The organism is Fundicoccus culcitae (assembly GCF_024661895.1).
In the GTDB taxonomy this organism is placed as follows: Bacteria; Bacillota; Bacilli; order Lactobacillales; family Aerococcaceae; genus Fundicoccus_A; species Fundicoccus_A culcitae.
In genome coordinates, this window is sequence record NZ_CP102453.1 from 848,702 (window position 1) to 874,871 (window position 26,170).

General features: G+C 36.8%; 22 protein-coding genes and 1 pseudogene. 2 read left to right on the forward strand and 21 right to left on the reverse strand.

Features of this window, described 5'->3' with window-relative positions; all coding sequences use genetic code 11:
• Nucleotides 1-64: 64 nt before the first annotated feature.
• On the reverse strand, nt 65-775 hold the full coding sequence (locus NRE15_RS03935; RefSeq protein ID WP_313794316.1) for a CPBP family intramembrane glutamic endopeptidase: 711 nt from the start codon (nt 773-775) through the stop codon (nt 65-67).
• A gap of 837 nt (nt 776-1,612) precedes the next feature.
• On the opposite strand from NRE15_RS03935, the gene NRE15_RS03940 reads away from it, so the two are divergent.
• A complete protein-coding gene (locus NRE15_RS03940; RefSeq protein ID WP_390887178.1) occupies nt 1,613-3,085 on the forward strand; it encodes an aldehyde dehydrogenase family protein in 1,473 nt (490 codons plus the stop codon).
• Between the two features lie 370 nt (nt 3,086-3,455).
• Here NRE15_RS03940 and NRE15_RS03945 read toward each other — a convergent pair whose 3' ends face one another.
• Complete coding sequence (locus tag NRE15_RS03945) at nt 3,456-4,430, reverse strand: SDR family oxidoreductase (protein ID WP_313794318.1); 975 nt, start codon at nt 4,428-4,430, stop codon at nt 3,456-3,458.
• A gap of 124 nt (nt 4,431-4,554) precedes the next feature.
• Between NRE15_RS03945 and NRE15_RS03950 the strand changes: the two genes are divergently transcribed.
• Nucleotides 4,555-5,442 (forward strand): LysR family transcriptional regulator, encoded by an 888-nt coding sequence (locus tag NRE15_RS03950; protein ID WP_313794319.1) that lies wholly within the window; start codon nt 4,555-4,557, stop codon nt 5,440-5,442.
• Between the two features lie 179 nt (nt 5,443-5,621).
• On the opposite strand, the gene NRE15_RS03955 is transcribed toward NRE15_RS03950, so the two are convergent.
• The 19 genes and pseudogenes from NRE15_RS03955 to NRE15_RS04045 form a co-directional block, all read right to left on the reverse strand.
• Nucleotides 5,622-6,026 (reverse strand): hypothetical protein, encoded by a 405-nt coding sequence (locus tag NRE15_RS03955; protein ID WP_313794320.1) that lies wholly within the window; start codon nt 6,024-6,026, stop codon nt 5,622-5,624.
• A 369-nt stretch (nt 6,027-6,395) separates the two neighbouring features.
• Nucleotides 6,396-7,136, reverse strand: a complete 741-nt coding sequence (locus tag NRE15_RS03960) for a glucose 1-dehydrogenase (protein ID WP_313794940.1) — start codon at nt 7,134-7,136, stop codon at nt 6,396-6,398.
• A 313-nt stretch (nt 7,137-7,449) separates the two neighbouring features.
• Nucleotides 7,450-8,736 (reverse strand): hypothetical protein, encoded by a 1,287-nt coding sequence (locus NRE15_RS03965; protein WP_313794321.1) that lies wholly within the window; start codon nt 8,734-8,736, stop codon nt 7,450-7,452.
• A gap of 20 nt (nt 8,737-8,756) precedes the next feature.
• Complete coding sequence (locus NRE15_RS03970) at nt 8,757-9,770, reverse strand: hypothetical protein (RefSeq protein WP_313794322.1); 1,014 nt, start codon at nt 9,768-9,770, stop codon at nt 8,757-8,759.
• Nucleotides 9,767-10,753, reverse strand: a complete 987-nt coding sequence (locus NRE15_RS03975) for a hypothetical protein (protein WP_313794323.1) — start codon at nt 10,751-10,753, stop codon at nt 9,767-9,769. The genes NRE15_RS03970 and NRE15_RS03975 overlap by 4 nt, the downstream gene beginning before the upstream one ends.
• Nucleotides 10,754-10,765: 12 nt before the next feature.
• Nucleotides 10,766-11,176 (reverse strand): DUF6508 domain-containing protein, encoded by a 411-nt coding sequence (locus tag NRE15_RS03980; RefSeq protein ID WP_313794324.1) that lies wholly within the window; start codon nt 11,174-11,176, stop codon nt 10,766-10,768.
• Nucleotide 11,177: 1 nt separating this feature from the next.
• Nucleotides 11,178-11,846, reverse strand: a complete 669-nt coding sequence (locus NRE15_RS03985; protein WP_313794325.1) for a hypothetical protein — start codon at nt 11,844-11,846, stop codon at nt 11,178-11,180.
• Between the two features lie 15 nt (nt 11,847-11,861).
• Nucleotides 11,862-12,086, reverse strand: a complete 225-nt coding sequence (locus tag NRE15_RS03990) for a helix-turn-helix domain-containing protein (protein WP_002303393.1) — start codon at nt 12,084-12,086, stop codon at nt 11,862-11,864.
• A 141-nt stretch (nt 12,087-12,227) separates the two neighbouring features.
• The gene (locus tag NRE15_RS03995) at nt 12,228-13,790 is read right to left on the reverse strand and encodes a recombinase family protein (protein WP_449267330.1); all 1,563 of its coding nucleotides are present in this window, start codon (nt 13,788-13,790) and stop codon (nt 12,228-12,230) included.
• A 1-nt stretch (nt 13,791) separates the two neighbouring features.
• Nucleotides 13,792-14,208: pseudogene (locus tag NRE15_RS04000) on the reverse strand (recombinase).
• Nucleotides 14,209-14,706, reverse strand: a complete 498-nt coding sequence (locus NRE15_RS04005) for a DNA recombinase (RefSeq protein ID WP_313794326.1) — start codon at nt 14,704-14,706, stop codon at nt 14,209-14,211.
• On the reverse strand, nt 14,679-15,107 hold the full coding sequence (locus NRE15_RS04010; RefSeq protein ID WP_313794327.1) for a zinc ribbon domain-containing protein: 429 nt from the start codon (nt 15,105-15,107) through the stop codon (nt 14,679-14,681). Before NRE15_RS04010 ends, NRE15_RS04005 begins: the two co-directional genes overlap by 28 nt.
• A gap of 1 nt (nt 15,108) precedes the next feature.
• Nucleotides 15,109-15,891 (reverse strand): phage antirepressor, encoded by a 783-nt coding sequence (locus NRE15_RS04015; protein ID WP_313794328.1) that lies wholly within the window; start codon nt 15,889-15,891, stop codon nt 15,109-15,111.
• 93 nt (nt 15,892-15,984) lie between these two features.
• Nucleotides 15,985-16,473: an RNA polymerase sigma factor sigma-70 region 4 domain-containing protein gene (locus tag NRE15_RS04020; RefSeq protein ID WP_313794329.1), complete on the reverse strand. Its 489-nt coding sequence runs from the start codon at nt 16,471-16,473 to the stop codon at nt 15,985-15,987.
• Between the two features lie 366 nt (nt 16,474-16,839).
• Entirely contained in the window at nt 16,840-18,426 is a 1,587-nt protein-coding gene (locus NRE15_RS04025; RefSeq protein ID WP_313794330.1) for a helix-turn-helix domain-containing protein, read from the reverse strand.
• A complete protein-coding gene (locus NRE15_RS04030) occupies nt 18,401-19,153 on the reverse strand; it encodes a M48 family metallopeptidase (RefSeq protein ID WP_313794331.1) in 753 nt (250 codons plus the stop codon). The genes NRE15_RS04025 and NRE15_RS04030 overlap by 26 nt, the downstream gene beginning before the upstream one ends.
• Nucleotides 19,146-22,271 carry a type I restriction endonuclease subunit R gene (locus NRE15_RS04035; protein WP_313794332.1) on the reverse strand — a complete coding sequence of 1,042 codons (3,126 nt, stop codon included), beginning with the start codon at nt 22,269-22,271 and terminating at the stop codon, nt 19,146-19,148. The genes NRE15_RS04030 and NRE15_RS04035 overlap by 8 nt, the downstream gene beginning before the upstream one ends.
• A 13-nt stretch (nt 22,272-22,284) precedes the next feature.
• Nucleotides 22,285-23,475, reverse strand: a complete 1,191-nt coding sequence (locus tag NRE15_RS04040; protein ID WP_313794333.1) for a restriction endonuclease subunit S — start codon at nt 23,473-23,475, stop codon at nt 22,285-22,287.
• The gene (locus NRE15_RS04045; RefSeq protein WP_313794334.1) at nt 23,469-26,159 is read right to left on the reverse strand and encodes an HsdM family class I SAM-dependent methyltransferase; all 2,691 of its coding nucleotides are present in this window, start codon (nt 26,157-26,159) and stop codon (nt 23,469-23,471) included. The genes NRE15_RS04040 and NRE15_RS04045 overlap by 7 nt, the downstream gene beginning before the upstream one ends.
• Nucleotides 26,160-26,170: the final 11 nt, after the last annotated feature.

The window sequence follows — 26,170 nt, forward strand, 5'->3', positions numbered from 1 at the left end:
TTGATTTTCCTAACGACCGCTTTCTCTTAAAATTAATTGAGAACATGGCTTCACGATTCAAAAGTTAGTTTTTCATAAAAAGGAAAAACAGAATGACGACATCCTGCGCAAAATGAATTGTCCATGCCCAGAAGAAACCCTTTGTTTCATTAATTGATTTTGCTAAAAACCATCCAATAAATGCTGCCATAATAGCCCCAGCAATCCCGCTAGGCGCAATACCAAAATAATGAACAACACCAAAAACTAAAGCGGAAAGAAATTCAGATATTTTAGGACTCAAATTTTCATTGGCAATGATAGTCGTATAAGATAAACGGAAAATAACCTCTTCTGTAAAAGAGTTCATTAGAGCAAACAGGATAATAAGGGGGAACTCTGGAAAAAAGCGAAAAGTTAGTCCGCTACCTGAAACGTTCTGAAAGTATACGACTACTCCGGTCACAAGGGTGATGATAGACCCAATTGTTAGCCCAATCGTCTTCCATCCCTCACCCTCTTTAGGATTTAAGCCAATCAATGGAACAGGATTGACTACCCCATCAATATTCTTGAGATTAAGATAGCTTAGCCGTACTTTATCAGCCATTAGATACAGTAAAAACAAAAAAACCACACTGATAATTATAGTAGAAAATTCGTATCCCATATAGAAATTCAGAATATCCTTATCAAAAATAGCAAAATCAAATAATGGGTTATCCATAAACACAAACAACAACCAAGTTGCAATCAACGATAATATTACAACTAATCCAACTCTCCAGTGCTTCATCTTTTTCTATCCTTCCGAAAGTATCTCTAGTATTTAAGTAGTTGCATACCTGAGTATAGCATATAAATGTAAAACCACTGTATTTTTTTTTTGTAAATTTCCTGCAAATATCGGATGTTTTTCACCAAAATAAAACGTTAGTGGAAAGTAGGTTTCGCGCTTACTTCACCATGACAATAAGCCGTCCCATTGTCACTCAGATTTTCCCTCATGACAATAAGCCGTCCCATTGTCACTCAGATTTTCCCCCATGACAATAAGCCCCCCATTGTCACTCAGATTTTCTCTCATGACAATAAGCCGCCTCATTGTCACTCAGATTTTCCCTCATGACAATAAACCGCCCCATTGTCACTCAAATTTTCCCTCATGACAATAAACCGTCCCATTGTGTAAGTGGGAAGTGAAGAACCGTTATTTCTCACTTACTTGGGCGCACACATATTGGAGCATTTGTTGTGAGCGTGATAAGGAGCGCACACATATTCGGGCTGTTGTTGTGTGCGTGATAAGGGGCGCACACATATTCGAGCTGTTGTTGTGTGCGTGATGGGGAGCGCACACATATTGGGGCTGTTGTTGTGTGCGTGAACCTAAGCGAGAAATGTGTGACCATTAAATAAACGACAAATTTGGCTAATCGGTCACGAAATTAGGTATTTGTTGAACGATTAGCTTTATTTAACGTTCGCTCACTTGCCGCTTACAATAATACAGCCTCAAAACCTTATTTTTCTTGAAGGTATTTATTAAGTTATTCTGTATTTGTTGAAATCGATTTGTGTGCGCTTTTAATTAGAGTTATAATAGATTCATTAAATGAATAGGAGAGATAAAATGGCTGTAGAATTAGACGAGAATTACAAGTTGCTCATTAATGGTGTTTGGACTCAAGGTTCTGGAACTGAAACTATTACTTCTTATAATCCTGCCACAGGCGAAAAATTAGCGACTTTTGTTGATGCGACAAACGATGATGTTGATCAAGCGGTATTAGCAGCACAAGAAGCTTTCAAAACTTGGGGACGTACTGATGTTAAAGTACGCTCATCGATGCTGTTAGAAATTGCAGATAGAATCGAAGAAAAATTAGCTTTCTTCGCTGAAGTTGAATCCTTAGATAATGGGAAACCGATTCGAGAAACTACTGGCGCAGATATCCCTCTTGCCATCGACCACTTTAGATATTTTGCTGGGGTGATTCGCTCTGAGGAAGATACAGTGAAGATGATAAGCGATCAGACTATGTCAATGATTTTATGCGAGCCAATCGGTGTCGTGGCGCAAATTGTGCCATGGAATTTCCCTTTCTTAATGGCAGCGTGGAAAATTGCTCCAGCTCTAGCAGCTGGTAATACGATTGTTTTCAGCCCTTCTTCAAGTACTTCTCTAAGTGTTCTAGAATTAGCCAAAATACTTGACGACATTCTACCAAAGGGTGTCTTCAATTTAGTGACTGGACGCGGTTCTAAATCAGGTGAATATTTACAACACCACAAAGGCATTGATAAAATTGCTTTCACAGGCTCAACAGCCGTTGGACGTCAAATTGGTATCTCTGCTGCTGAAAACTTAATTCCTTCAACATTAGAATTAGGTGGAAAATCTGCTAACATTTTCTTTGAGGATATGGACATGGACTTAGCTTTGGAAGGTGTGTCTTTAGGAATCCTATTTAACCAAGGACAAGTATGTTCTGCTGGATCAAGAATTTTCGTCCAAGAATCAATTTATGATGAATTTGTGACACGCTTAGTGGAAGAATTTAAGAAAGTTAAAGTGGGTAATCCTCTTGAAACAGATACACAAATGGGTTCACAAGTTAACGAGAACCAAGTGAAAACAATTGATAATTATGTACAGATTGGTAAAGCAGAAGGCGCTAAATTATTGGTTGGTGGTGGACGTTATGAAGAAGGTCCATTGGCTAAAGGGGCTTTCTATCAACCTACTTTATTTGAAGCTACCAATGATCTACGAATTTCTCAAGAAGAAATTTTTGGACCCGTTGGTGTGGTGATTAAATTTAAAGATGCCGATGATGTTATTGCCATGGCTAATGACAATGAGTACGGTCTTGGTGGTGGTGTGTGGACAAGCAATTTAAATACAGCCTTCAAAGTTGCACGGGGTATTCGTACAGGACGTATGTGGGTCAATACCTATGCAGGTTTTGAAGCTGGTGCCCCATTTGGTGGCTACAAAAACTCTGGTATCGGTCGTGAAACGCATAAAATGATTCTAGATGCTTACACACAATCTAAGAATATTTATATTGATTTAAGTGGTCAAGGTCGCGGAATGTATTAAGATAAAAATATAACCAATACGCAACGATTTAATTTGACTCCTCTACTTTTATGTAGCAGGAGTCTTTTTGTTTATCAAGACCAACCCACCCTCTTAATAAATATCCCATAATACAATCCTGACATTATTCACAAAAGATCAATTCTTCAGCAAGAGCTACTCCTAAAAATTGAATAAATGGATTTATAAACGAACTGATATATCTGCGTGTAAGCTGTATTTCCGATATAATTTTTTCTTTTTTAAGCTGAGTCTGCTGAGCTTTTCTTTATTCACCATCGTTAAAAATGCTGAGACAAGGAAAAGCAATGTTTATATAAAAAGAGGTGTCAGTAAGATTTCTCTCACCAACACCAAAAATTCTTGAGACCTATTTAATATCTTTCCAATTGGTAACATTCTTTTCCCAAATATAGCTGTAATTTTGCGCTATTTCTCTTGCTGTTTTTGGTTTCGTGCCTGTTAATTTTTCGACGGCATCGCTTTTAACATCCATAAGTCCTTCTGCTATACTGGCTTCGTTGGTTACCATATCATTGCCACACCATGGAACAGGTGATTTTGAGAAATCGCCACTCGTGTCTCTCGGTATTCCCATAGAATCCAAATACTCAAAGAATTCCTCATGACTTACTGGACAATATTCAATCTGTCTTCCTGACAATTCAGTGATTAAGGCTACAATGTCACGTTGTGAAATAGACTCTGTATCACAAACATTATATGCAGTATTAGGTTCACCTTTTCCAAGCAAAAGAGCAGCTGCTACTCTAGCACTGTCATCTTTCGGTATGAAAGTTGCTTTTCCTTCTCCTGCCGTTGTATACCATTTGTTGTCTGACATCAGAGCTAGCATAACAGAGGTAGTTAGATAATTCTCCATATAAAGATTATTTCGCATGAAGTTATATTCTACTCCGGTTTCAGCTGCACGCTCACGTATATACTTTTCTGTTTCTGTGTGATCTGGTGTTACATACACATGTGCATATTCTGGTTCACTTGCTCCTAAGAAAGACGTATACGTAATATGCTTTACACCAGCTGCAATCGCAGCATCAACTACATTTTTATGTTGTTGCACTCTTTCTTCACCAATCAATACACCTGAAACAATGTAGATTCTATCTCCACCTTCAAATGCTTTTGTCATTTCATTCACATTATCATAATTCCCTTGACGCACTGAGACGCCAAGGTTTTCCCAGTTTGCCTTTTTTTCAGCATTCATCCATGCAAGGTTTGGACATGTAAAAATCAAATCTTGTGGTTCCACCGATTTTAACATGTCTTCTGCCACTCGCCCACCTAATTTTCCATCTGTTCCAGTTACAATATAACGCATAGCTACCTCCTGTGAATATTTTCACTTAATTGATTTTTCGTTATTATTTTAACACTATCTCCTTTTAGATTGAAATGAATACATGTTATAATATATAAAAGGTTTTTATAAGAGAGGAATACCTATGAATACGAAACAACTTGAATGCTTTATTAACTTATCCGAAACATTAAATTTCTCAGAAACCGCTAAAAATCTGTATATTACTCAACCTGCCGTATCCCATCAAATCAAAGCATTAGAAGATGAATTAGAATTACAATTATTTATTAGAAGTAAGCGAACCGTTACACTTACTCCTGCTGGCCTTTCCCTTTATAAAGACATGAAAGATATCTTCATTAAAGCCAAAATTGCTATATCTAAAGCGAAAAATTATTCCACAGAATTTAACTCAAATATATCAATTGGATATGAAGGTAATCTACTTGAACTTGAAAAGATGCCATTCATACTATCCTCTTATAAAAAAGCTGTTCCTAATAGCCATATTTATTTAAACTATGTGGATTATAAAGAAAGAAAAAATAGTCTGCTGACTAATAAATACGATGTCATATTTACTGTTAAAGAAAATATCATTGACTCTTCAGAAATAACGTATCATGAACTATTTAATGGCAAGATGGTTTGCGTCATGCCAAAAGAACATCATTTATCAAATAGCTCTTCCATTAAAATAAGTGATTTGGGAACAGAAACTCTAATATTTTTAAATCCGCTAAAATGTCCAAGTCAAATGGGAAATCTTCAGGATAAAATTCTGCTTGATTGTCCCGATGCAACAATTTATTATAGTGATTCTTCCAATATTAGTTACACTTTGATTAAAGCCGGTCTAGGGATTGCTATAATGCCTGACTTTGTCTGCCCAAAAGATGATACCCTCACCGTTTTACCATTGGACGTAACTATTCCACTCTCTTATGGTGCTGCAACACTAAGTCAAGATATGAGTAAGGAAATTAAAACTTTTATCTCTATTGCCGAAGAAATATTTTCAAAAGCATAGTTTATTTTTGTAGGGTGAAGCCATTTTCAATAAAATACACTTCCATCATATGTGCTATCAAGACTTCCACTAATCTCATAATCGTCAATGACTTCCCTAACACTTAATGCTTTATCTATCCCATACGATCTTATACAGAATAATTTAGAAAGTTTTATGCCATCGTATAATCGTGTTTGCTATTTAAAATCAAGATTATTTTTTTCAGCCCATTCCTCAAAGATCTGAATATAAATATCTCCACAGGAAGCTACAAAATCGTCATATAAATTCACTTCATGAAGCTTTTCCAGATATGCGTCCATATATTCATAGCGTTTTAAGATATCAAATAATTGTTTTCGAATTTCTTTATCTTCCACAAATTCTCTCACAAAAAAACGCATAATTTCCTTATGGTTGATTTCTTCATGAGATGGAAGTCTGAAATTATTGACGTCATTAATAGGGAGCAATGTGTCAGTATTCAATTCTCTCAGTTCGAATTCGGAAATAGGAAAGTAATCAAATTGTTTTGTATCCTTATGATAAAAAACCGTCACCTTCTCTTTGATTGCCAACATCAATTCAATAATTTTGTTCATATATCCCTTGTCTCCTTATCTTCTTAGATATATTCTTTCAACGATTTCTTTCTTTTACTAGTAAAGCCACGCTCTCAACATGGTTCGAGAGGATAGAACAGGTCGAAGTTGAGGATTTATGGCAATTAATTTGAATCAGAGCATAGAAAAAGAGTCTATAGGATCGAACCCCACAGACAATTTTTATTCATATTTGACAAAAGCCTCTGTAAATCAAAGGGCATTAGTATTTAATCGTTCTAATATACCTTCTAATGTATCATCTCTGACTAATTTCCACCATAGATTTGGCGTTATATTTGGAACCACGACTCATCCACTACCATCGCGGCTATATTCCATTACCAATAGGATGTAAATTTTCGACATTTACTGTGCAGTTAAGCCACCGTCTATAACAAATTCAGAACCGGTAGAATAACTAGATTCATCTGAAACGAGAAAAAGAACTAGATTAGTTACTTCTTCGGGTTTTGCGGTTCTCTTTAATGGAATTTCTTTTAATTGTTCCTCAATATACGAAGCATTTCCCTCTTCAGCAAGCAGTGGGGTTTCAATTAATCCTGGGTGAACGGAATTAACACGGATATTATCTTCAGCAAATTCTAGTGCCGCAACCTTTGTCATTCCGCGCATAGCGAACTTAGAGGCATTGTAGCCAACACCGCCAACACTTCCGATAAGCCCAGCAATAGAAGAAATATTTACAATCGATCCCATTCCAGCTTTGCGCATGGATGACAGGACAGCCTTCATACCTAAGAAAACTGATAATTGGTTAATGTTGATAATCTTCATATATTCATCCTCAGTCATACTTTCAATCGGCTTCATTGTTCCGACACCAGCATTATTGACTAATGCATGAATAGGACCGAAAGTAGACTCAGTCAGTGCCACTACATTATCCCAATCTTCTTGTTTTGTAACATCTTGTTTAATGAATTTTGCATTTTCACCAAGTTCTTTTTCAAGTTCTAGCCCTGCTGTTTCGTTCAAGTCGGTTATGACTACTTTTGCTCCTTCTTTTACAAATCGTCTAGCATGCGAAGCACCCATTCCGCCAACTCCACCAGTAATAACTACTACCTTACTGTCTAATCTCCCCATCATTTATCCTCCCTTTTCTCTAAATACAACACTATCTCTTTAAAATCTTAGTGTACAATGGATGGTATGTCAACTTTTTCGAACAAAGTTTATCAGTACATCTCTACTACCTTATTTTTCTACCCTTGACATCAATATTACCGTCTCAACATGTTTTGAGATGAGTGGATAGCTGTCAAAGGAAAATTTCCATTTTACTTTTCTGCTTAATTTTCTTTGAGGGAACATATCCACTGAGGGCTTTTGTATGAGGGAACATATCAACTCTTTTACTGTTTAATTTATACATACAAGTGAAGATTTTAGAAGGTGTTTAATCCGCTTTGCTTTCTGGTAAATAATATACTTTTCCATCCTTCGCAATTAACTGCACATCTTCAAGATATAATTCTGATTGTTCGTATTTAAAACTACTGCCATTACCATAGCTTTGTTCATCTATTATATTTGCTACGCTCTTATCAATTGTACGAAAATTCAACTCATTTCTTATTAAGCCTGGAAAGAAGTGAATTACTCTGTCAAATCCATCTCTCTTGCGGCGAGTTTCATCTATATCAATGTTCAACCTTTTTGCGGTATCTTGATGCCAGTTAGTGAGCCTTGTTTGTGTATCAATAACCTGCTGTCTGAATACAGGAAGCAGAGCCACACACTGCTCCCGAGAAACAGCACCAAGATGCAGTGTATATCTTAGGTCAGAAATCTTATACATCACATCTAGCAAGGACTTTTGATACAAATACCAATTCTGAGCCTCATTTAATTCTCTTTCATAAGTCTTGTAATCAATATCTTTCTTTTTCGCATATCCAGCAAGTGTCAGATTAGCCTGTCCTAAAAGTTGAGTACACTCTTCTTCCAGGCTATCAAGCTGAGAAATTTTACTAAGTCGCAACTCATTGTTTTCAAGGATTTCAACTTGAAAGTCTGCTATCGTCTTAACATGGGCTATAAGTGAAAATACTCTACTACGGTACTCATTGTCCTGAAAATCTGAAACCTTAGATATGCTTTCGCTTATTAAGCCAAGCTCAGCATTAATTTGTGTCATGTAATACTGGCCAACAACCATCGATGCTACTCCCATAGCCGTAGCTGCGGTATTTGCTACAACGGCCGTTCCTTTTTGAGCCTCAATTGCTACTAAATTTGCATGACCTTTAATACCGTCTGCACCATGATATATACCTCGAACAGCATTTTCCATTGCATTCGAGTTAGTGAGTTTTGCACCTGCTGGAATTATAGCTCTATATAAAACCTCACTATTTGCTTGTACTGCTTGAATCGCATTATTAGCAGTATTTCCTACCTGTGCTAATTCTGGGACAAGATTGTTTACATGTGCCAGAACTTTACTGCTTTTAATTTCAACTAATCTACTCTCATCAATTATAGATCCAACTGGAAGCATCTCCATTTGGATTGCAAGTCCATCTGGTTTATCTGCCTTATTAATGGGGGCACTAAATGGTGAAATGCCCGAAACAATCGTGGGATTTTCTAGTTTTTTATTATCTGCTCTCTTTTTCATGAATATCGCAAGGAAGACGCTAGCAATAACTACGATGCAGATTCCAATTAATATTTTTTCCATATAATGTTAACCTCCCACAATTAACTCCATGTCTTAGTCTTAAGTAGTTCAGCGATATCCTCAGTTTCAGGTAATTGCTCAGTTTCAAGAATTTGCGTTAAATCAAATACCCTCGTTCCCATAGGAGCCCTCGGTGTGATTTTCTTGAAATCAGTCTCATAGAATTTTTCAACAAAGAAGTATCTGTGCTTACTACTTTTTATATCATATCCATGTTGAACACCATCAATAATTGCATCTGCAATTTTCTGTTTTTTTTCCTCGGTCAATTCGCCAAACTCTACTTCATATTGCATACCATTATCAGTATCTACAGCCGTGATACGAGCACTAATCTTGCCAACCGCACGTACGCTTTTATTTTTATACAAGCTCAAATAATCGTGTGCGCGAAAACCACGCTCAGCATTATCATAGTAAATATCCTGACTTACATTAAAATCAAGTGTTGTTCCTGCCAATTGCATCCTCATAAATTTCCATGAATCGGAAACAGCAATGAGGCCATCGTTATAGCAGTAATTCAGATAATCATCCAAAACCTCCTGCATTTCGTAATCCCTATCATCAATTACTTCCTGTATTGCATTTACTATACCTTCAAATGTTGTATTGATATGAATTACTGGTTTACTTTGCGCAGAGTTATATTCCTTTAATTGTTGTTCAAAAATATTCTTTTTATCTTCTGCCATTAACTCAGGGGCTAGAGTAATCATTACCTTATACTTCTCATCACCAAAGGAATTCAAATGTCTCATAAGTTGTTCAGAATAAAACCAGTCAGACATTTTTGTTTCAACAACAATCTTAAAGCTTTCCTGTGTTACGGTCGCATCAGGAATACTATCAACACTCTTCTCTTGTAAGTTAAATACGATTTCTGGCTCAAAGGAATCAGAGAAAAATTCCGACTTTAAAAAGCGAAAAAACTTATCAGAGGAATATTGATATAGGCGAGATAACAGCAACATCGTATTTGCCGTAGCTACATTTTCTTTTGCATGATATCTTTGAAAATAGTGAATTTTCATTTCTGCTTGTCTCCTCTCTTTTTCTTTCCATAATTCTTTGGGAAGTAATCCTTCCCAAGTAGCCAAACATACTGATCAATTTGCTTTAGGTTATATTTATCTAAGCCATAGAAGGCACGGAAATCTATCAGTATACCTTTGAATTTAACATAGTCCTTCAAATCGCCATCTTGAAAATCTGAAAAGTTGTCAAGATTTCTATAATACCGAAGCACCTCATCTACGTAGCTATCATAAATCGGATAATCGAGTGGATTGTGATAGCTACAATACTTTGAAGCAAAGGAGTAAAAATTCTTCAATGTATCCCCGATATTTACATATTGGATATCTCCAACCAGGGTAACATCACCAGCTTTAAGTCTCAAATCGATATCCAGAGCGCATATATGCTTAGCCACCGGGTAGATTGAGAAAATATTAGTACTATAAAAATCATTAAGCGTTGATGCCTTTAATAGAATATCGATAACGTCTGTATTCTTAGGGCATAGCTCAAAGAACAGTTTATTAAGTGCATCCTCCTGCAGGTGATAGTTCTCAAGGCCGTCCCACTTTGTAAGATAAATCTCAACCTGCTCGATTGAAGGATTAGGAATGTCAATGTCCATTTTCTTTTTACGAGTATATGCACGGTAAACAGACTTTTCCTGCGTAGGCGCAGATGGCTCGGCAGTTCCATCAGAAGCTAAAAATATGCGAAACCTTCTAAGGTGAGACAAGTAACTATTAGCAAGTGATTTAGCATTACCGGTCGAGTTCTCAGAAAGAGCCTTTATTAACTCGTCTTTTGCTATATCCTCAAAATCAGTATCAGTCACTGCTTTCCAGAACAGGTCTTTGCTTCCTTTCCTCCAAAGGTAGAAGGTATCTGTATAAGCAGTATTAATTGTTAATTGCGAAATGTTCTGGCTATGTAAGAAGTTCCTGTACAATGCACGCAGCTCATCATAAGGTAAAGCTTTCATTTTGTTTATATCCAATTTTATCCCCCTTTACTCAATATTCTTTAATCTATCAAGCCACTTCAATATGCAGCCACTTTTGAAGAAATCTAATAATGCACCATCGCAAAAGCGTTCTGCTCTAACAGCACCCAAAATAAGCGCAAGCACACACTGTGCATTCAAACTTGAAATATCAGCATTCTTCATAGATTCTGAATCCCACTCAAGTCCGTTATCTTTGAGAATATCTCCATAACGGGTAAGCTCCATATCTTTATTGCTTTCTTCAAAGGCATAAACATCATCGATAAAGTTATCTACCATTTCGGAATAATCTACAAAAGGCATCTGTATCGGATGTTCCAGTGTTCCATCGTTTTCATTATCAATCACCCATTCACCAATGCTATCCGCCTGGATTATAGGTATGTATTTTGTCAAAATATCGAATTTACTCATCCTAATCCTCCTCAGTGACATCAATGCCAAATAGTCTCTGAAACTTATCAAAGTTATAAGGGTAAGAGTTATCGCCATCAAATCTTACTGGCTTATGGCCATTACTATATTCAAATTCCAACTCCCACTGTGTTCCATCAAGTACCATGTATCCGAAGCGTTTAGTTGTATAATGTCTTCGCCACTCACCGATATGAAGTTCCTTAAGTGCCCCAATGAAAGTATCCTTTATAAAGGGCTCTTTATTATCATCCAACAATACAAGTGGTTCTACATCTTCCCATAACTTTGTATAGGCTTTAAATTCTTCGGATAGCTCTACAATATAGGTGCTATAACCGCCAAAGTAACCACCAATGTTAAAGGTGATCTTACAGATAGCATTTATGTTCGCATCAAAATCGGCTACCTTTTCTTCAGACTTTGATAAAGTATATGTTCCGCCAGCCTCAACATAGGCTTGCTTGGCTATATCCAAATATTCACGGCTCCAATAAATGCAGGTATCTTCACTTGGATGAATAATAGTTTTCATTCCATCATACGGTTTTTCCATAGAATTTTTGAGGTGACCTATTTCTTGCTTAAGTCCTCGGATGGCGGTCATTATTTCTTCTTTTGTTTTTCCTTTGAGATACTCTTCATAGTAACTTTCCGGACTAATCATCATATTAGACTGCCTCCTTTATTCGTTAGATATTTTTATTTCATCTCCATCTGGTAAAATAAATGCCTGCACAAACTTGACACCTAGCACATCAGCAATGGCCTTCAACTCATCCAAGGTTACTGTTTCTCGTTGTAATTTTTTATTGAAATTCTGTGGAGTCTGGCCAATACGTCTAGCAAGTTCGGAAACACTTATATTCATTTGCTCACACAGTTCTTTAATCATTTCTGCCGTAGTCATACAGCACCTCCAAGTTTACGCTAAGAATATTATAAACCATTTGGTTGATAAACACAATAGTTATTAAAATATTATTATAATCAGCAAACAAAGAAAACCCACAACTCTACTGTAGAGTCATGGGCTATTTACTTCTGATTTTCATATTTCCATTTCAATACCAGATTTAAAGGATATGACGAAGTGGTCTTCATAGACTGTAACGCTCTGGATTATCTTCCTTACAAGCTTATCATCATATTCTAGAGTGCGGAATTTGTTCTTGCGGATAAATTCAATTAACTCATCGATTCGCTCATTTTCGCCACTAAGAGAGGCGTCTTCTACTAAAAGGGTCTGTCGCTTGTCTCTCAGCTCATCAATCTCATCTGCTAGATATTCATAGTCTTGCCCCTTGTTAGCCAACTTGATGAGTTCTTTTTGCTTTTTCTCCAGTAAGTTGTTAATCTCTGAAATTTGGTATTCTGTCGTTTCTCCAATCACCGCATGAATATTTTCTTCCAAGGTTTTTATGATGTTATTGCCACCTGCAAGCAGCTTATTAATCGCAGTCATTACAGCACCATATAGTTCATCTTCTTTTACGGTTCGGTTCTTACAGACTTCAGGACCCTGCTCGATTCTAGTCACGCATCGCCAGACAAATTCTTTTCTGCCATGAATATTCCAATAGACCCGTCTATAAATGTCGCCACAATCTCCACAGAAGGTGATGGCACTTAATGCGTACTTACTACTATAAATTCGTTTGTTCTTACCTTCTCCTGTGTAGATATTGCTTCTTCGATGAATTTCTTCTTGCACCTGCAAGAATAGTTCTTTAGGAATAATCGCTTCATGGCTATTTTCAACATAATACTGGGGAAGATGACCTTCATTCTTAACTCGTTTCTTGGTTAGAAAATCTACAGTAACAGTCTTTTGCAGAAGGGCATCTCCGATGTATTTTTCATTTTGGAGGATTTTTTTAACTGATTCCGGTCGCCATCGTGGTTTTCCTGCTGCTGTTAAAATACCATCCTTTTCAAGACCTCGACCAATACCCACTAGACTCTGACCTTCAAGGTATTCTCGGTAGATGCGTTTGATAATCTCAGCTTCTTCGGGAACAATGATTAAATTTCCATCTTCATCCTTGGTGTAGCCCATAAATCGCTTATGGTTGACCTGCACCTTTCCTTGTTGGTATCGGTACCGTAGCCCAAACTTAACGTTTTGTGAAAGGCTCTGGCTTTCCTGTTGTGCCAAAGATGCCATAATAGTCAGCAAAACCTCACCTTTGGCATCCATGGTGTTGATATTCTCTTTTTCAAAGTAGACGGATATGTTCTTATCCTTGAGCTGTCTAATATATTGAAGGCAGTCTAGGGTGTTACGTGCAAATCGGCTGATGGATTTAGTAATAACCATGTCGATGTTACCATCCATACACTCTGCAATCATACGATTAAATTCGTCACGCTTTTTAGTGTTTGTACCGGAGATTCCATCATCTGCAAAGATGCCAGAAAACTCCCATTCATTATTTTTCTTTATAAACTCTGTATAGTGTGCGACCTGAACCTCATAGCTAGAATTTTGTTCTTCTGTTTCTGTAGAAACACGGCAATAGGCAGCAACACGAAGTTTCTTTATCTTTTCTTTTGCGGCTGTACTTCCTACTCTTTTACGAGCAGGAATAACCATTATATTTTTCTCTGTCACTTTATTCCTCGCTTTCTATCAGACTATATAAGTATTCTGCTCGTTCAAAAGGATCAACTGGCATCTTATTATCTGCCTTTCTCATTTTAAATCGTTCTTTGGGAGGGGGAGAGGTGAAAGCGGCAAGCTCTACCACTCGTCCTAAATCCTTTGCACGTTTATCTCTAACTTCTTCAGCCTTATTAAATATCTCTTTATCAATAATTGCTGGATACGTATCATTTCCAAGGTAGTTAACGTTTTTCAAAATGCGACCCATCACAGAGTGTGTCTTATCAATACCTGCCTATTCGCCAGCCACTGTAAGGGATAGTCCTGATATGTATTTCTCAAAGAATACCTTTACTTGACCTGCTGCCTTTTCATCGACAGTAACCACTCCTTCTTGAATTTTGTATCCATATGGAATATATGCCATTTATCTCACCACCTTTTCTTTCAGGAAAAGACCGCATTTCAAATTGAATGTCAGCTCATCCCTGGAATTTACAATGATGTTCTCTACAAATTCTTCAAATAATTCTTCCGTGTAGTCACCATTAAAAATATCTGCTGACACGTAATCAATGAGGTCCTTTATATCGTTTGCTCGCAAAACCCCACTCGTGGAATTTGATACAAGGTTTGTTTTTTCAGTTGTAAGATTTTTTATCTCACTATCCAAGACATTCCGTTCCTGATTAAAAAGAGCAGGCTCCAGAAAACCTTTGGCCATCAGTGTAATAAGGGTATTGCGTTCTTCCATGAGTTGCTCCATTCGCTTATCAATAGCATCCATTCTTTCACGGTCGCTTTCTTCATCAATTTGGCTAATTGATTTGAAAAGCGGCTCTAGGATTAGCTTGTTACTGAAAGCAAGCTTATTCATCATGGTTGTAAATGTGGCTTTTATTTCCCCATCTCGCAAGAACAACATGGAGCAACTCTCTTTGTCTTCGATATGCCCGATGCAATGTAACTCCTGCCAACTGAGTAATTTGTCTTTCTCCTATAATTTCGACCACATTCTCCACAGACGATTTTGCCACTTAGAGCATATCGAGCGAGCTCACGTTCTTTCTCATTGCTGTCATCCATAAACTGTGGAAATAAAAGGTGAGGAGCAAGCGGAATATTGCCCTTATCTAAAGCAAAACGGCAAAATGATCGTGTGCGCTTATTGTTGTTTTCTATATCGCCACTAAAGGGAGAGCAAATATAGACAAGGGGCTTAAAGGCAGCTTTTGCTGCTGCCTTTTCCTCACGGGTGATATTGCTAAGTGTTTTATGGGGAGTTGGGTCATGATAACCTTCTGCATTTTTCATATTGATTCCCATATCACACCTCCATCTCAATCTGCGGATAAATATCGTCTGCTTTCAACTGTTCATAGATAAAGAGTCTGCCTTTTTGTGTCCACTTGGTATGCACTTTCGTATGCTTTATACCTTTGCTATCTTCGTAAATGTGAGTATTAGTTTTGGTATATCCGTTGGGAGCATACTTTTGATAAAGAAGCCAAATATCACCTTGCTTAAACTGAATCCCTTTTTCATGAAGGTATTCGTTCATGCGCATGGCACTCCAGCCGTAATCTTTGGCAATAACAGAAATATTGACTGCATCCCTGCATTTAAGAACCACATCATAGTAAGTGGCCTTGGGTTTCATCTCAGCAATTTGCTGCTGACCAATCGCAACGGTCGCCATCAATTCCTTGTTCTTTTCACGTTCCTCTTTTAGTGCAGTAAATGCTGCGATAGCAAGGTCTGGATTTGCGATTAAATCATCTGTTGCATAAAGTCCATGTTTTCGAATAGCAGGGAGTACTTCATTTGTGACCCAGCGTTTGAACTTTTTGGCACTTGGCATCTTGCTTGAGAGGATGAGGCTATAAAGGCCGGATTCGTTGATTGCAATCATCGTTTGATTTCTTCCGATGGCGTCACGAATCGTTACGTCATCCTTGTCCTCATCATCAATGTGATCAATTAAAGCTTTACGGGTATTTGCATAACCGAGAATATCAGCTACATCCTTACCAACAAAATAAGGTTGACCGCCAATCGTTGTAGTACGTACAGAGCCAAACTCTGCATTTTTGTATACTTGTAATTCCATTCGAATTATCTCCTTGTGTTTTTTTGGAGGTCTTGACCTCCTACTTAGTAGCCTTGGGAGAAGGTCAAATCTGACGGTTTTTATATTCTTGTTCTAATTTTTTGTTGCTCGCTTTAATTTCTGAGTAATGTTGTTTTCACTTACACCGATGGAACTGGCATATTCTCGAATCGACATACCGTCAATGCGTACTGCAATAAACATATCTGCCCAATCTTGCTTTTTACCAAGAGTGGTGCGTATCCATTGGCAGACATCTTCATAATCATCCTGATAAGCACGCTCAATTTCGTCTTTTCTAAAAATTCTGTCATCCGCAACTTCTTTCATAAGTGGTTCCGAGGTATCGTATTCATCACCATCGTCATTGAAGCGCTCCTTAGGAGTTGTTAAGTGTCTGGTTTCTCTGTGCCAGATGTTGTACTCCGGCTTGTTGAACTTTTCATCGAATGTTTTTTGGATTAATTTTTCCTTTTCAAGATTTTCACCTTCAAGTGAAAGACTGACCCACATCTCCTGAGTTTCTTCCTCATTGAGTTCGATGATTTGAAACTGGTTCTCATATCTGATTGATAATCTCATTAGATTCTCCTAATCCCGTCCTGGAAGACAGCGGAGAACTAATGAATCTTTGAAAAAATGACCAACAGAATTACTTCCTAAAATTACATATAGGAAATAAAACGGAGGATCACAAATTTTCTAATAACCTGTTATTGGCTATCTTAGAATCATTTATGAATCCGCCGTCTTCTGCTGGCCAGCTTTAGACGCATTTAATTTTTGTAAGCTTGTACCTTACATTTATAAATATAATAGGTTTCAAAATTTCACGACCAACTCGTTGAGTTGGGCCAAATTTGCCTATTTATCAGCCTTTACTAAATTTGGGCATAAAAAAAGAACCCCTTTCGGGGTCCTAAACCAACTCATCGAGTTATCAACTTTTTATTCTTTTATTTCACTACCTAGTTCCTGAATACCACATTGCTCTAGAATACCATTGAAATCATCAAGCGAAAGACCTGGCATAGTATCCATAATACGAATATAAGTCTTATCGGGATCTTTAAAATAATCTAGTTTATTATTCGATTTATCAAACATCATCAACGTAATCCTCGTGCATAACTGCATACCAACACAGATGGCCATCAACACGCTCGTTGTCATATTGTTGGCTTTATCATTTTTTATTCTACCATGGTAATTTTTGTGGAGTCCTGTCTCTTCATTAAATTTATCAGGATAATTCCACTTTCTATTTTCCATCAAAAACCACAGACAATTACATAGTGTTTTGGTAGGATCACCAAGCAACTTAATGAGTTCAATTTCTTCATCCTCATTATAAGAAGCTAGCTGTTTAGAAAATGCTTGATATGTTTCTTCAGGTTCATTTAGTAAAGGGGATTGGTACTTAGGATGAAACGTAAGAAGTCTACTATCAATACCTTCAACCTTCTTAAGGACCGTATACCCAAGCAAGTCTTTGTAAGTATTAGCGTATGATACAAAATTCTGTTCACGAATATTGATAACACATCTAGAGAGATTTTGCTTTGCCTTTGGTGTTAAAAAGAGTTTTCCATCTTTTTGTGTAACATATTGGCTGTCGGCAAGTACAAAATATCCGTCAGCGTATACAAAATGTCTTTCTGTTATCCAATTTTGTAGAGTTGAATCGGAATCTATTATCTTTACTGCTTCTACTGGTGTTAATTTAACAAAATCTTTATTACTATTGATTTCTTCATAGACATCATTGTAATCAGAGAATTCTGATATGATATCCTCTAAACCAACTTCAATCAATCTATATTTTACTGATAGTCTTGACGTTATAAAGAAGCTGCTTAAATCCTCAATCAAGGTATCACAAGAGTATATCGTATTTTCACCAGATGCTTTATACTGCTCAATAAACTCTAACGCTTTCCTTTTGAAGCTATTTTTGGGCATCAGGACTCTAGGAGCTAATCTGTGTGCTTGCCATTCCAACCATCGAACTTCATTTTCTTTTGTGTTCTTACCCTCTGGTGGTGTAAAGAAAGTCTCGGATTGTCGGCATAAAATTGGATATAATTTTTCAGATTCATTTTTATTTTTAACCTTAAGAATTTGAAAATATGTTTTATCTTTTTCCCAGTGTAGCGCTTCATGAATGAGCGTATTTCTTTTCGAGCCTTCACCATATAAAGACTCGGACAAAGGGTCAATTAATACTGTTCCAGCACTGAAGGAAGTTGATAAATATTTACCTGTTTCCTTGTCATATATATCAACATCTGCATCCAAAAGTAAACAACATCCAAAAACATCTAGGTCGCTTGATAAATGAACTTCTTGAACAGTAAGCCCCATATCCTTAAGAATGTCATCAACCGGAAGAGGCATCGGTTCAACCAATGCCGGTTTGCAGTATTTAGTCAGAAATTTTGTAGCATAGTCATCCAGGCGATTCTTTCCAAGAATTAGAGCACCTGATTTTTTATTGATATCGAATATATCACTTGGAGTTATCTTCCTCTTCATAATCTACCTGTTCTCCTTTTTCAATATGATCCAAAGGCAACTCTGACAATAACTTTTTTGCCTCTTTCCAGGTAGGGTAGAACTCCTCCACAAGTGAATTGAATCTATGGGTGTGATTCTTTTCTAACAAGTGTACCAGTTCATGGATAACAACATATTCAAGACATTCTATTGGTTTCTTGGCTAGCTGTAGATTAATCCATATTCTTTTTTTATCAATATTGCATGTACCCCACTTAGTTTTCATATTCTTAATTTTGTACTCATTAGCATGGAGGTTTGTTTTTGCTTCACACCTTGTAACAACCCCATCCAACACTCGTTTAAGTTCTTCTCTGTACCATTCATTAAATGCCCTCTCCCTTGATTCTTTAGTTGATCTTTCAGGAGCCGTCAATATTATCTTGTTTGGTAGTTTTGAAATTTCGTATTTGATTCCTTCGTAGACAACTTGTAGTCGATATGGCTTTCCCCACAGGTAATGGGATTCTCCAGAAACATATTCTCTTTCAGTTTGACGTGCCTGTGACAGCATCCTGTCTCTTACCTTAGTGATTTCTGGCATTTTCTTTAATATAAAGAGCCTTATCTCTTCATCAGGATAATCGCTAGGAGTACTAACTGTTACATTGCCTTCTGGTGGATTCACCCTGATATAGAGATTTTTAAGATTTTTCTTTTTAATAATTTCTATTGGCAACCCGCCAATTATTTCTTCATTACACATCGTATTCTGCCTGCCTTTCAGCTATTTCGAAGACCGTAGCAGTTTCTTGCGTTGCTTCATCTTCGTCATAACCATATACCAATAAATTTTCATATATAGCAAGCCTTATGTTTTGTTGTTTTTGAAAATTCCTTTTCCAATCAGGACGTAATGCACTATGAACAGCACTATCAATATTTACTGCTAAAGTCTCGTCTTTATTAAAGTAATCAAAGTAAGCCCTTCTAGCTTCACTAGTCTTAACGGTATCAGGATAATCCAAGCTATCTTCAGGATGCAAAATAGCTTGTGCCAACTCAACAACTTGCTGTAAATACTCCTCGTAACTCATAGCTTCTATTCGCCTCTGGTCGATTAGTACTTGGAGCATTTCTGATAACTTCCCATAATAAACTTGGTTAGATGACATCTTCTTTACAATTTCATGCTGCAAGTTATTTTCGATGATTTCTGCTTTAGCATTTTCATTACCTGGAAGACCTTGTACCAGAGCCTCAATTGGTGTTGTTGAAGTGTTTTCAAGTAACAATTCCACCAACGACATATTCCCAAGTTCACTTACAACCGTAGAGTCTTCTGCACGTATGTAAGTGTCAAGGATATATCGCATATCAGCCTCATAGGGTTTTAAATCGATATAATCACAGCTCGCTAGTTTAACCATTTCTTTTATTTTGTTATAACCTGAAATATCACTTCTTAGCCTGGTAACTTGCCCCTCGGAATAACCATAATCGCTCACAAGTTTATCACTGCAGTTAGCAAAAGAGCGTGTTAGCGAGGCAGTAAGGGTATACAAAATATCTCTGCGACCAGTGTTTTCATCGTTTTCACTATTCTCACCACAAAAATACTCAATATAATCCGTATCATCCTTAGGATCACTTACATTTTCTAATAGATCTTTCAGTGATGCAATTGCACCCACCATCTCTGATTTTGCCTCGTCATATCGATTCTTGATAAGCCCCTCAACATCTTCCTTATCAAAACTATCGAAAGCTTCAGTAGTATAATCTGCCACTGCAAGCTGCACATTGCGAAACAAGTCCATGTAATCTACGATGTAACCATAGTCCTTATCCTCGCCATCTGGTCTATTAACTCGGCAGATAGCCTGGAAAAGGTCATGATCCCTCATGGATTTATCAATATATAAATATGTCGCTGCGGGTGCATCAAATCCTGTTAAGAGCTTATCTACAACTATAAGAAGTTTCATTTTAGCTGGTTCTTTTTTAAATTGTTCTTTTACTTCCTTTTCAAATTCAGACAATTTTTTGCCCTTAAGCATTCGCTCATAAATAGATTTTTTATATTCTTCTTCGCCCTCTTGGCTCAAATCACTCGTAGCAGTTCTTACACTTGCAGTTGAAGGCTCAAATGAAGTTACAACAGCACATTTGTTAAAGCCGTTGCTCGTAAAGATATCCCAGTATCTGCAAGCCTCATATATACTATTTGCCACAAGCATGGCTGTACCACGCTCATTTTTTAGACGGGGTTTTAAATTCATATCGAAAATGATATCACTAGCGATTTTCTCAAGTCTTTGTTTCGAACTATATAATTTGTTGATTGAAGTCCAACTTTGTTTCAACTGTATCCTTGCCCTATCTGTAAGGCCTAAGGTTTTATTGTCAAACCATAAATCGACCTTGTCTTTACTAGATAAGTCTTGGTCAACATCTCTTGCTTCATAACGTAAATCAAGAACAACACCATCTTCAACACCCTCATCAAATTTATAAGTATGGATGTAAGGTCCAAAAGTCTCAAGACTGGTTGCTTTATCTTTCTTAAGCAGTGGAGTACCTGTAAAACCAATAAGTAATGCTTCAGGCATCAGTACTTTTACAGCCTCATGCAATTTTCCCGAGTTAGTACGATGGCACTCGTCAATAAAAGCTATAATATTTCCTTTTGCTTTAAAGTCAGCAGGGAGGTCTTTTATCAATTCTTTACGGTATTGATCCACGTCAGATTGTTTACCTGCATTATGTCCGTATTTATGAATCAAAGAGCAGATAATAGAATCATCATTTTTATTCAGAATCTCTCTTAAATCAGCACTGCTTTTTGTTCTTCGTACTTTTTCATTTACATCAATAAACAGGCTTTCAATTTGGTCATCAAGCTCATCTCGGTCGGTGATGATTACCACTCGGCTATCTGTTACATTCTCAATAACCCACTTAGTAAGCCACACCATAATTAGGGACTTTCCTGATCCTTGCGTATTCCAGATTATTCCACCTTCGCCTGCAAGAATTCTTTTCCTAGCAGCAATATTAGCAAAATACTGATTATGCCTTGCAATCTTTTTCACTCCAGCATCAAAAATAATAAAGTCGTGGATCAGTGAAAGAAACCTCTCTTTATGACAAAGAGAAATCACACCATCTCTCAGCTTATTTCTGTCTCTAGATTGAATACCTTTAATAGTCACAGAAAGTTTGTCCGTAGCTTTAATATCTTCCTTCCAGTTCAGGTAATACTTCTCAGGAGTTTCGATTGTTCCATACTTCAGCCCTTCAGCTTCATTACCGGCAAAGAGAAACTGCGTAGTACTAAAGAAGTTCTGAATATACTCTTTTTTTTGGTTTGTGAGATTCTGACGAATTCCCTCACCTATACTCACACATGAACGCTTTAGCTCAAATATGCCAAGAGCGATGCCGTTTATATACAGCACCACATCAGGTCGTTTTCTTTCTATTTGATTAAAGCAGAGAACACTTACTTCCTCAGCAGCATAAAAATCATTGTTCTCGACATTGTTCCAGTCGATATAATGAACTGTTTGACGATTTTTATTCTCGTCTTTAACACCTTGCTTGCCATAGCGAAGTAGGGAATAGACCTCTTTATTGATTTGGTAAAGGCTATCCACTTGATTGCTCGCTTTTGAAACAAGCTCAGTTACAGCTTTGGAAATTTGGTCTTTCGAATAACCACGTTTTTCAAGATTCTTCTTCAGCAAATCTTCTCTGATAGATTTGTTATTCTGATCCTCTAGATTTCCGAGATACGTATAACCAAGACCACCGTCTTCCTCTTTATCTATTAACCAGTGAAGGACCTTGTTTTGCAATTTTCTTTCTAAATCAACAGACATAGCCTTTACCTCCTCATACTTTAAGACGCACACGGCCTGTTAAGAGGTCGTCCATTGCACCTTCTTTAATTTGTATCATTTTTTCTTTTTCTATTTTAAGAGATTCTATTTCTTCATCCATTGCTGTCAGAACTTCAGCAATCGCTTGTTGTTCATTCTTATCTATTGGAACATATATTTTTATGTCAGATAATTTTGACGGATTAATTGCAGGGTAACTAGTACCCGTACAGTTATCAAGTACTTCATTAACAAAATCATCCTGTCTCAGAAGTAAAAAAAGAAATCTAGCATCATTCTTGGTTCTTAATTGAGCGTAACCTGTAGAAAAAACAACATCCTCATCTGACAATTCAAATAGATAATTGTTTCTTTGGTATGGGCGTACAGTCTGAAAGAAAATATCATCAAATTGAGCTAGTCGCTTAGCCCTCGATGGAGCAGTTTCTTTTCTTTCATCCCGCCACCCCATGAGTGTTATTCCCTTGACAGATTCTAAGTCGACATATTTAAAGACTTCTGGAAGTACGGAAGAAGGATTAATTTGTGCAAAGTCAGACAATTTTACATTGATCCACTCACCGTTAAACCCATCAAGTCTTATCCTACCGCTGACTAAATCCTCCAAAGCACCATCACGGATTGCTTTTTTCTTTTCAATTAGTTCGGATAGATTGTCGATATGCTCGTCAAAATCTGATAATACTGAAGCGATAGTTTGTTGTTCTTGGAGAGATGGTAGATAGATTGGAATACTCATTACTGCAGGTGGGTTAATATAAACCTGTGTATTGCCTTGTATATGAGGTTTGAGTCCATCCCTAAATATACCTGAATTAATTAGATGATAAAGAAACAAAGGAGCAACTTTATTTTTCTCAGGTACAATCCTTAATGACCGTTGATTAAAAATGTATTTATCATTTTCGTCAATAAATAAAACTTTGCCCACGAGTCTACCGTTGCCTTTGTCATTAAGCACCATACTCAAATCATCTTTAAATAGCAAGAAACTTTGTGTCTTTTGATTTAGATTAATTCTGTTTCCATCATCAATATATTTACCTTCCTCAGAATAATTTCCAAGCGAAATAACTCGCCTATTTCCATAGTTTGAAAAGTATTCTTCGAGGGCTGTTCCATTTACATATTTGCAAACATCGCCAAGTCTATTTTCATACCAATTTACAGGATAAGTTACCATGTGTATCCCATCCTTTCTAAAGCGGACTTCACCTTGGCTTTTGACTGAGCTGTCTTCTCTTCAATTTCACCTAAAGTGTGCTCATAGCGCTTAGCAATTAAGACAACTTTTGAGGCAAGATTATTCAACACTTGATCAATCGCATCAATAATGTCGCTTTCAAGCCTTGCCATCCACTTTTTATCAAAGAGTAAATACTTTACTTCATCAATTGTTAGTTCTCCATATTTAGCAAGTACTAAATCATCCAGCTCTTTTTGAGCTTCTTTAATCGCTTTATCAGCTTCTTCTTTTTCAGTTAATTTAGCTTGGTAAGAAAGAAGAGCATTATATTCTTCAACATATGTTTCAGGCATTATTGCATTGTCCTTTGCTACTTTTAATGCATTTCTAAGCTTAGCCTTTCCAAATGAACCATTCTTATTTCTAAGCTCACATGTCTTCAGCTCACTATTAGCTTTGACGATTTTTTCCATTTCCGATATATTGCCTGCATCAAATAATTCAATAAGTTTTGTAATGTCATCTATTACTTCAGAAGTCTTTTTACTTTCAAGTTCTTTTATCTGTTTATTCAGATTTGCTTTAGGTATTCCGTCCCCTTTTTCATTCAAAGCATTTACAAGCAGTCCCTCATCTCCAGATTCTTCTTCTCTCATTTCATCCAGTTCAGACTCAAGTAATACAGATTTTTCGATTAGCTCATTAAGAGTCATTAGCTCAGCTTCAAAATACTCACGTTCAATAATGTCTCTCGAAATTAAGGCACCTTCAAAAGACTTCATTTTTGAAGTATCGTCGACTTTTATTTCTTCTCCATTTTCATCTTTAGCTTTCTTTTGAGCGTATACATATTCAATCTCACGTCCCACATCATATCCGCTCGCTTTTATTACATATACATCATCTTGCATTTTCTCATTCCAATAGTTAAGCAAGAAGTCATACACATCGTAATTGTCTAGAAGTTTTGCCGACTCAAAATCTCTCAAAATTTCAATACCCAAGCTTCGAATTAATTCTTTTGGATTTGTATCTGTATTAATATTGAGTAATGAATCTTTTACTTTATTTTTCCACGTCTCGAATAGAGAACCGTATTCAGTTTCCTTTTCAACCTTTATGTTTTCATCTTCAGATATAACTGTTTCAATTTCATTTGGTTTTATAGCAAGATTATAGACATTATGTTCTTCATCGACACAAGTGAATATCTCTTGTCTTAACTGTGGCGTTATTTTCCAGAGTCTCTCTAAAGAGTTTATATCGACTTCTGGGATACCACCCTTAAGATGAGATGCAATGTTTTGAGGTAAAGTGTTATCTATTTTTTGGATATACCGAGGTACATTAAGGTTTCCTTCGTTCTCTTCTAAAATCTCTTTATAGGTAATAAAGCGAGAGTACCCCTCAACCTTTTCTTGGTGAATAAAGGTTTGCACAATTTTCTCAATATCCTGTTCACGAAGACGGTTCTTATTTCCATCTTTCTTAAACCCATCGCTCGCATCAATCATAAAGATACCTTCACGTTTATCAGCGTTTTCTTTATCGATTATGATAATACTAGCAGGAATTCCTGTACCATAAAATAAGTTTGCTGGCAGACCAACAATTCCCTTAATGTATCGCTTCTCAAGAACCGCTTTTCTAATGATTTCTTCTGAGTTCCCTCTAAAGAGAACACCGTGTGGCAGAATAATCCCCGCCTTACCATTGCTCTCCAACGCTTTTAGAACATGTAGAAACCAAGCATAGTCACCATTCTTTTCTGGTGGAATGCCATAACCATCAAACCTCTTGTATTTATCTTCAGATGGTTTAATTCCATCAGTCCAGTCTTTATCAGAAAATGGTGGGTTCATGACAATAAAATCAAATTTTCTAAGTCCACCAAAATCATCAGTATATTGTGGATTTGCTAATGTATTCCCACTTTTGATTTCTCCTGTACCTTTGTTATGTAGGATGAAGTTCATCTTTGCTAAACCAGCAGTATCAGGATATTTTTCTTGTCCAAATATTGTAACTATGGAATCACCATTATCATCAGTTGGTGCTTCATCTGCTGAACGAATAAGTAATGATCCACTCCCCGCCGCAGGATCATGAAGAGTCCATTTCTTTCCTGTCTCTTGTTTAATATCGCCAATGCCAATAAGCTTAGCAATAATACGTGATACTTCACTAGGTGTATAAAACTGTCCCTTACTCTTACCAGACTCTTGAGCAAATTTCATCATAAAGTATTCATATGCATCACCAATGATGTCATCGCCACTAGCTCTGTTGCTTTTAAAGTCGATCGCAGGATTTTGGAAAATAGCAATAAGACCAGAAACTTTATCAACTAGTTCTTTGCCAGAACCTAGTTCATCCGGATTATTAAAGCTTACATCAGGAAGCGCTCCTACTAGCTTATTATCTTCTAGAAATTTTTGAAGAATTACATCTACTCTTTCGCCAACATCCGGTTTACCTTTTGCAGCAATCAAGTCGTCAAATGAGGCACCTTCATTTACTGTAAATTCAGCAAAACGTTGCCCTTTATATCTGTCTGATACATACTTGAAGAATAACAATACAAGCACATAATCTTTATACCTTGAAGGTTCTACTCCACCTCTTAATTTATTACAAGCATCCCATAATAGGGAGTACAATTCTGATTTTTTCACAGCCATTCATTTAACCT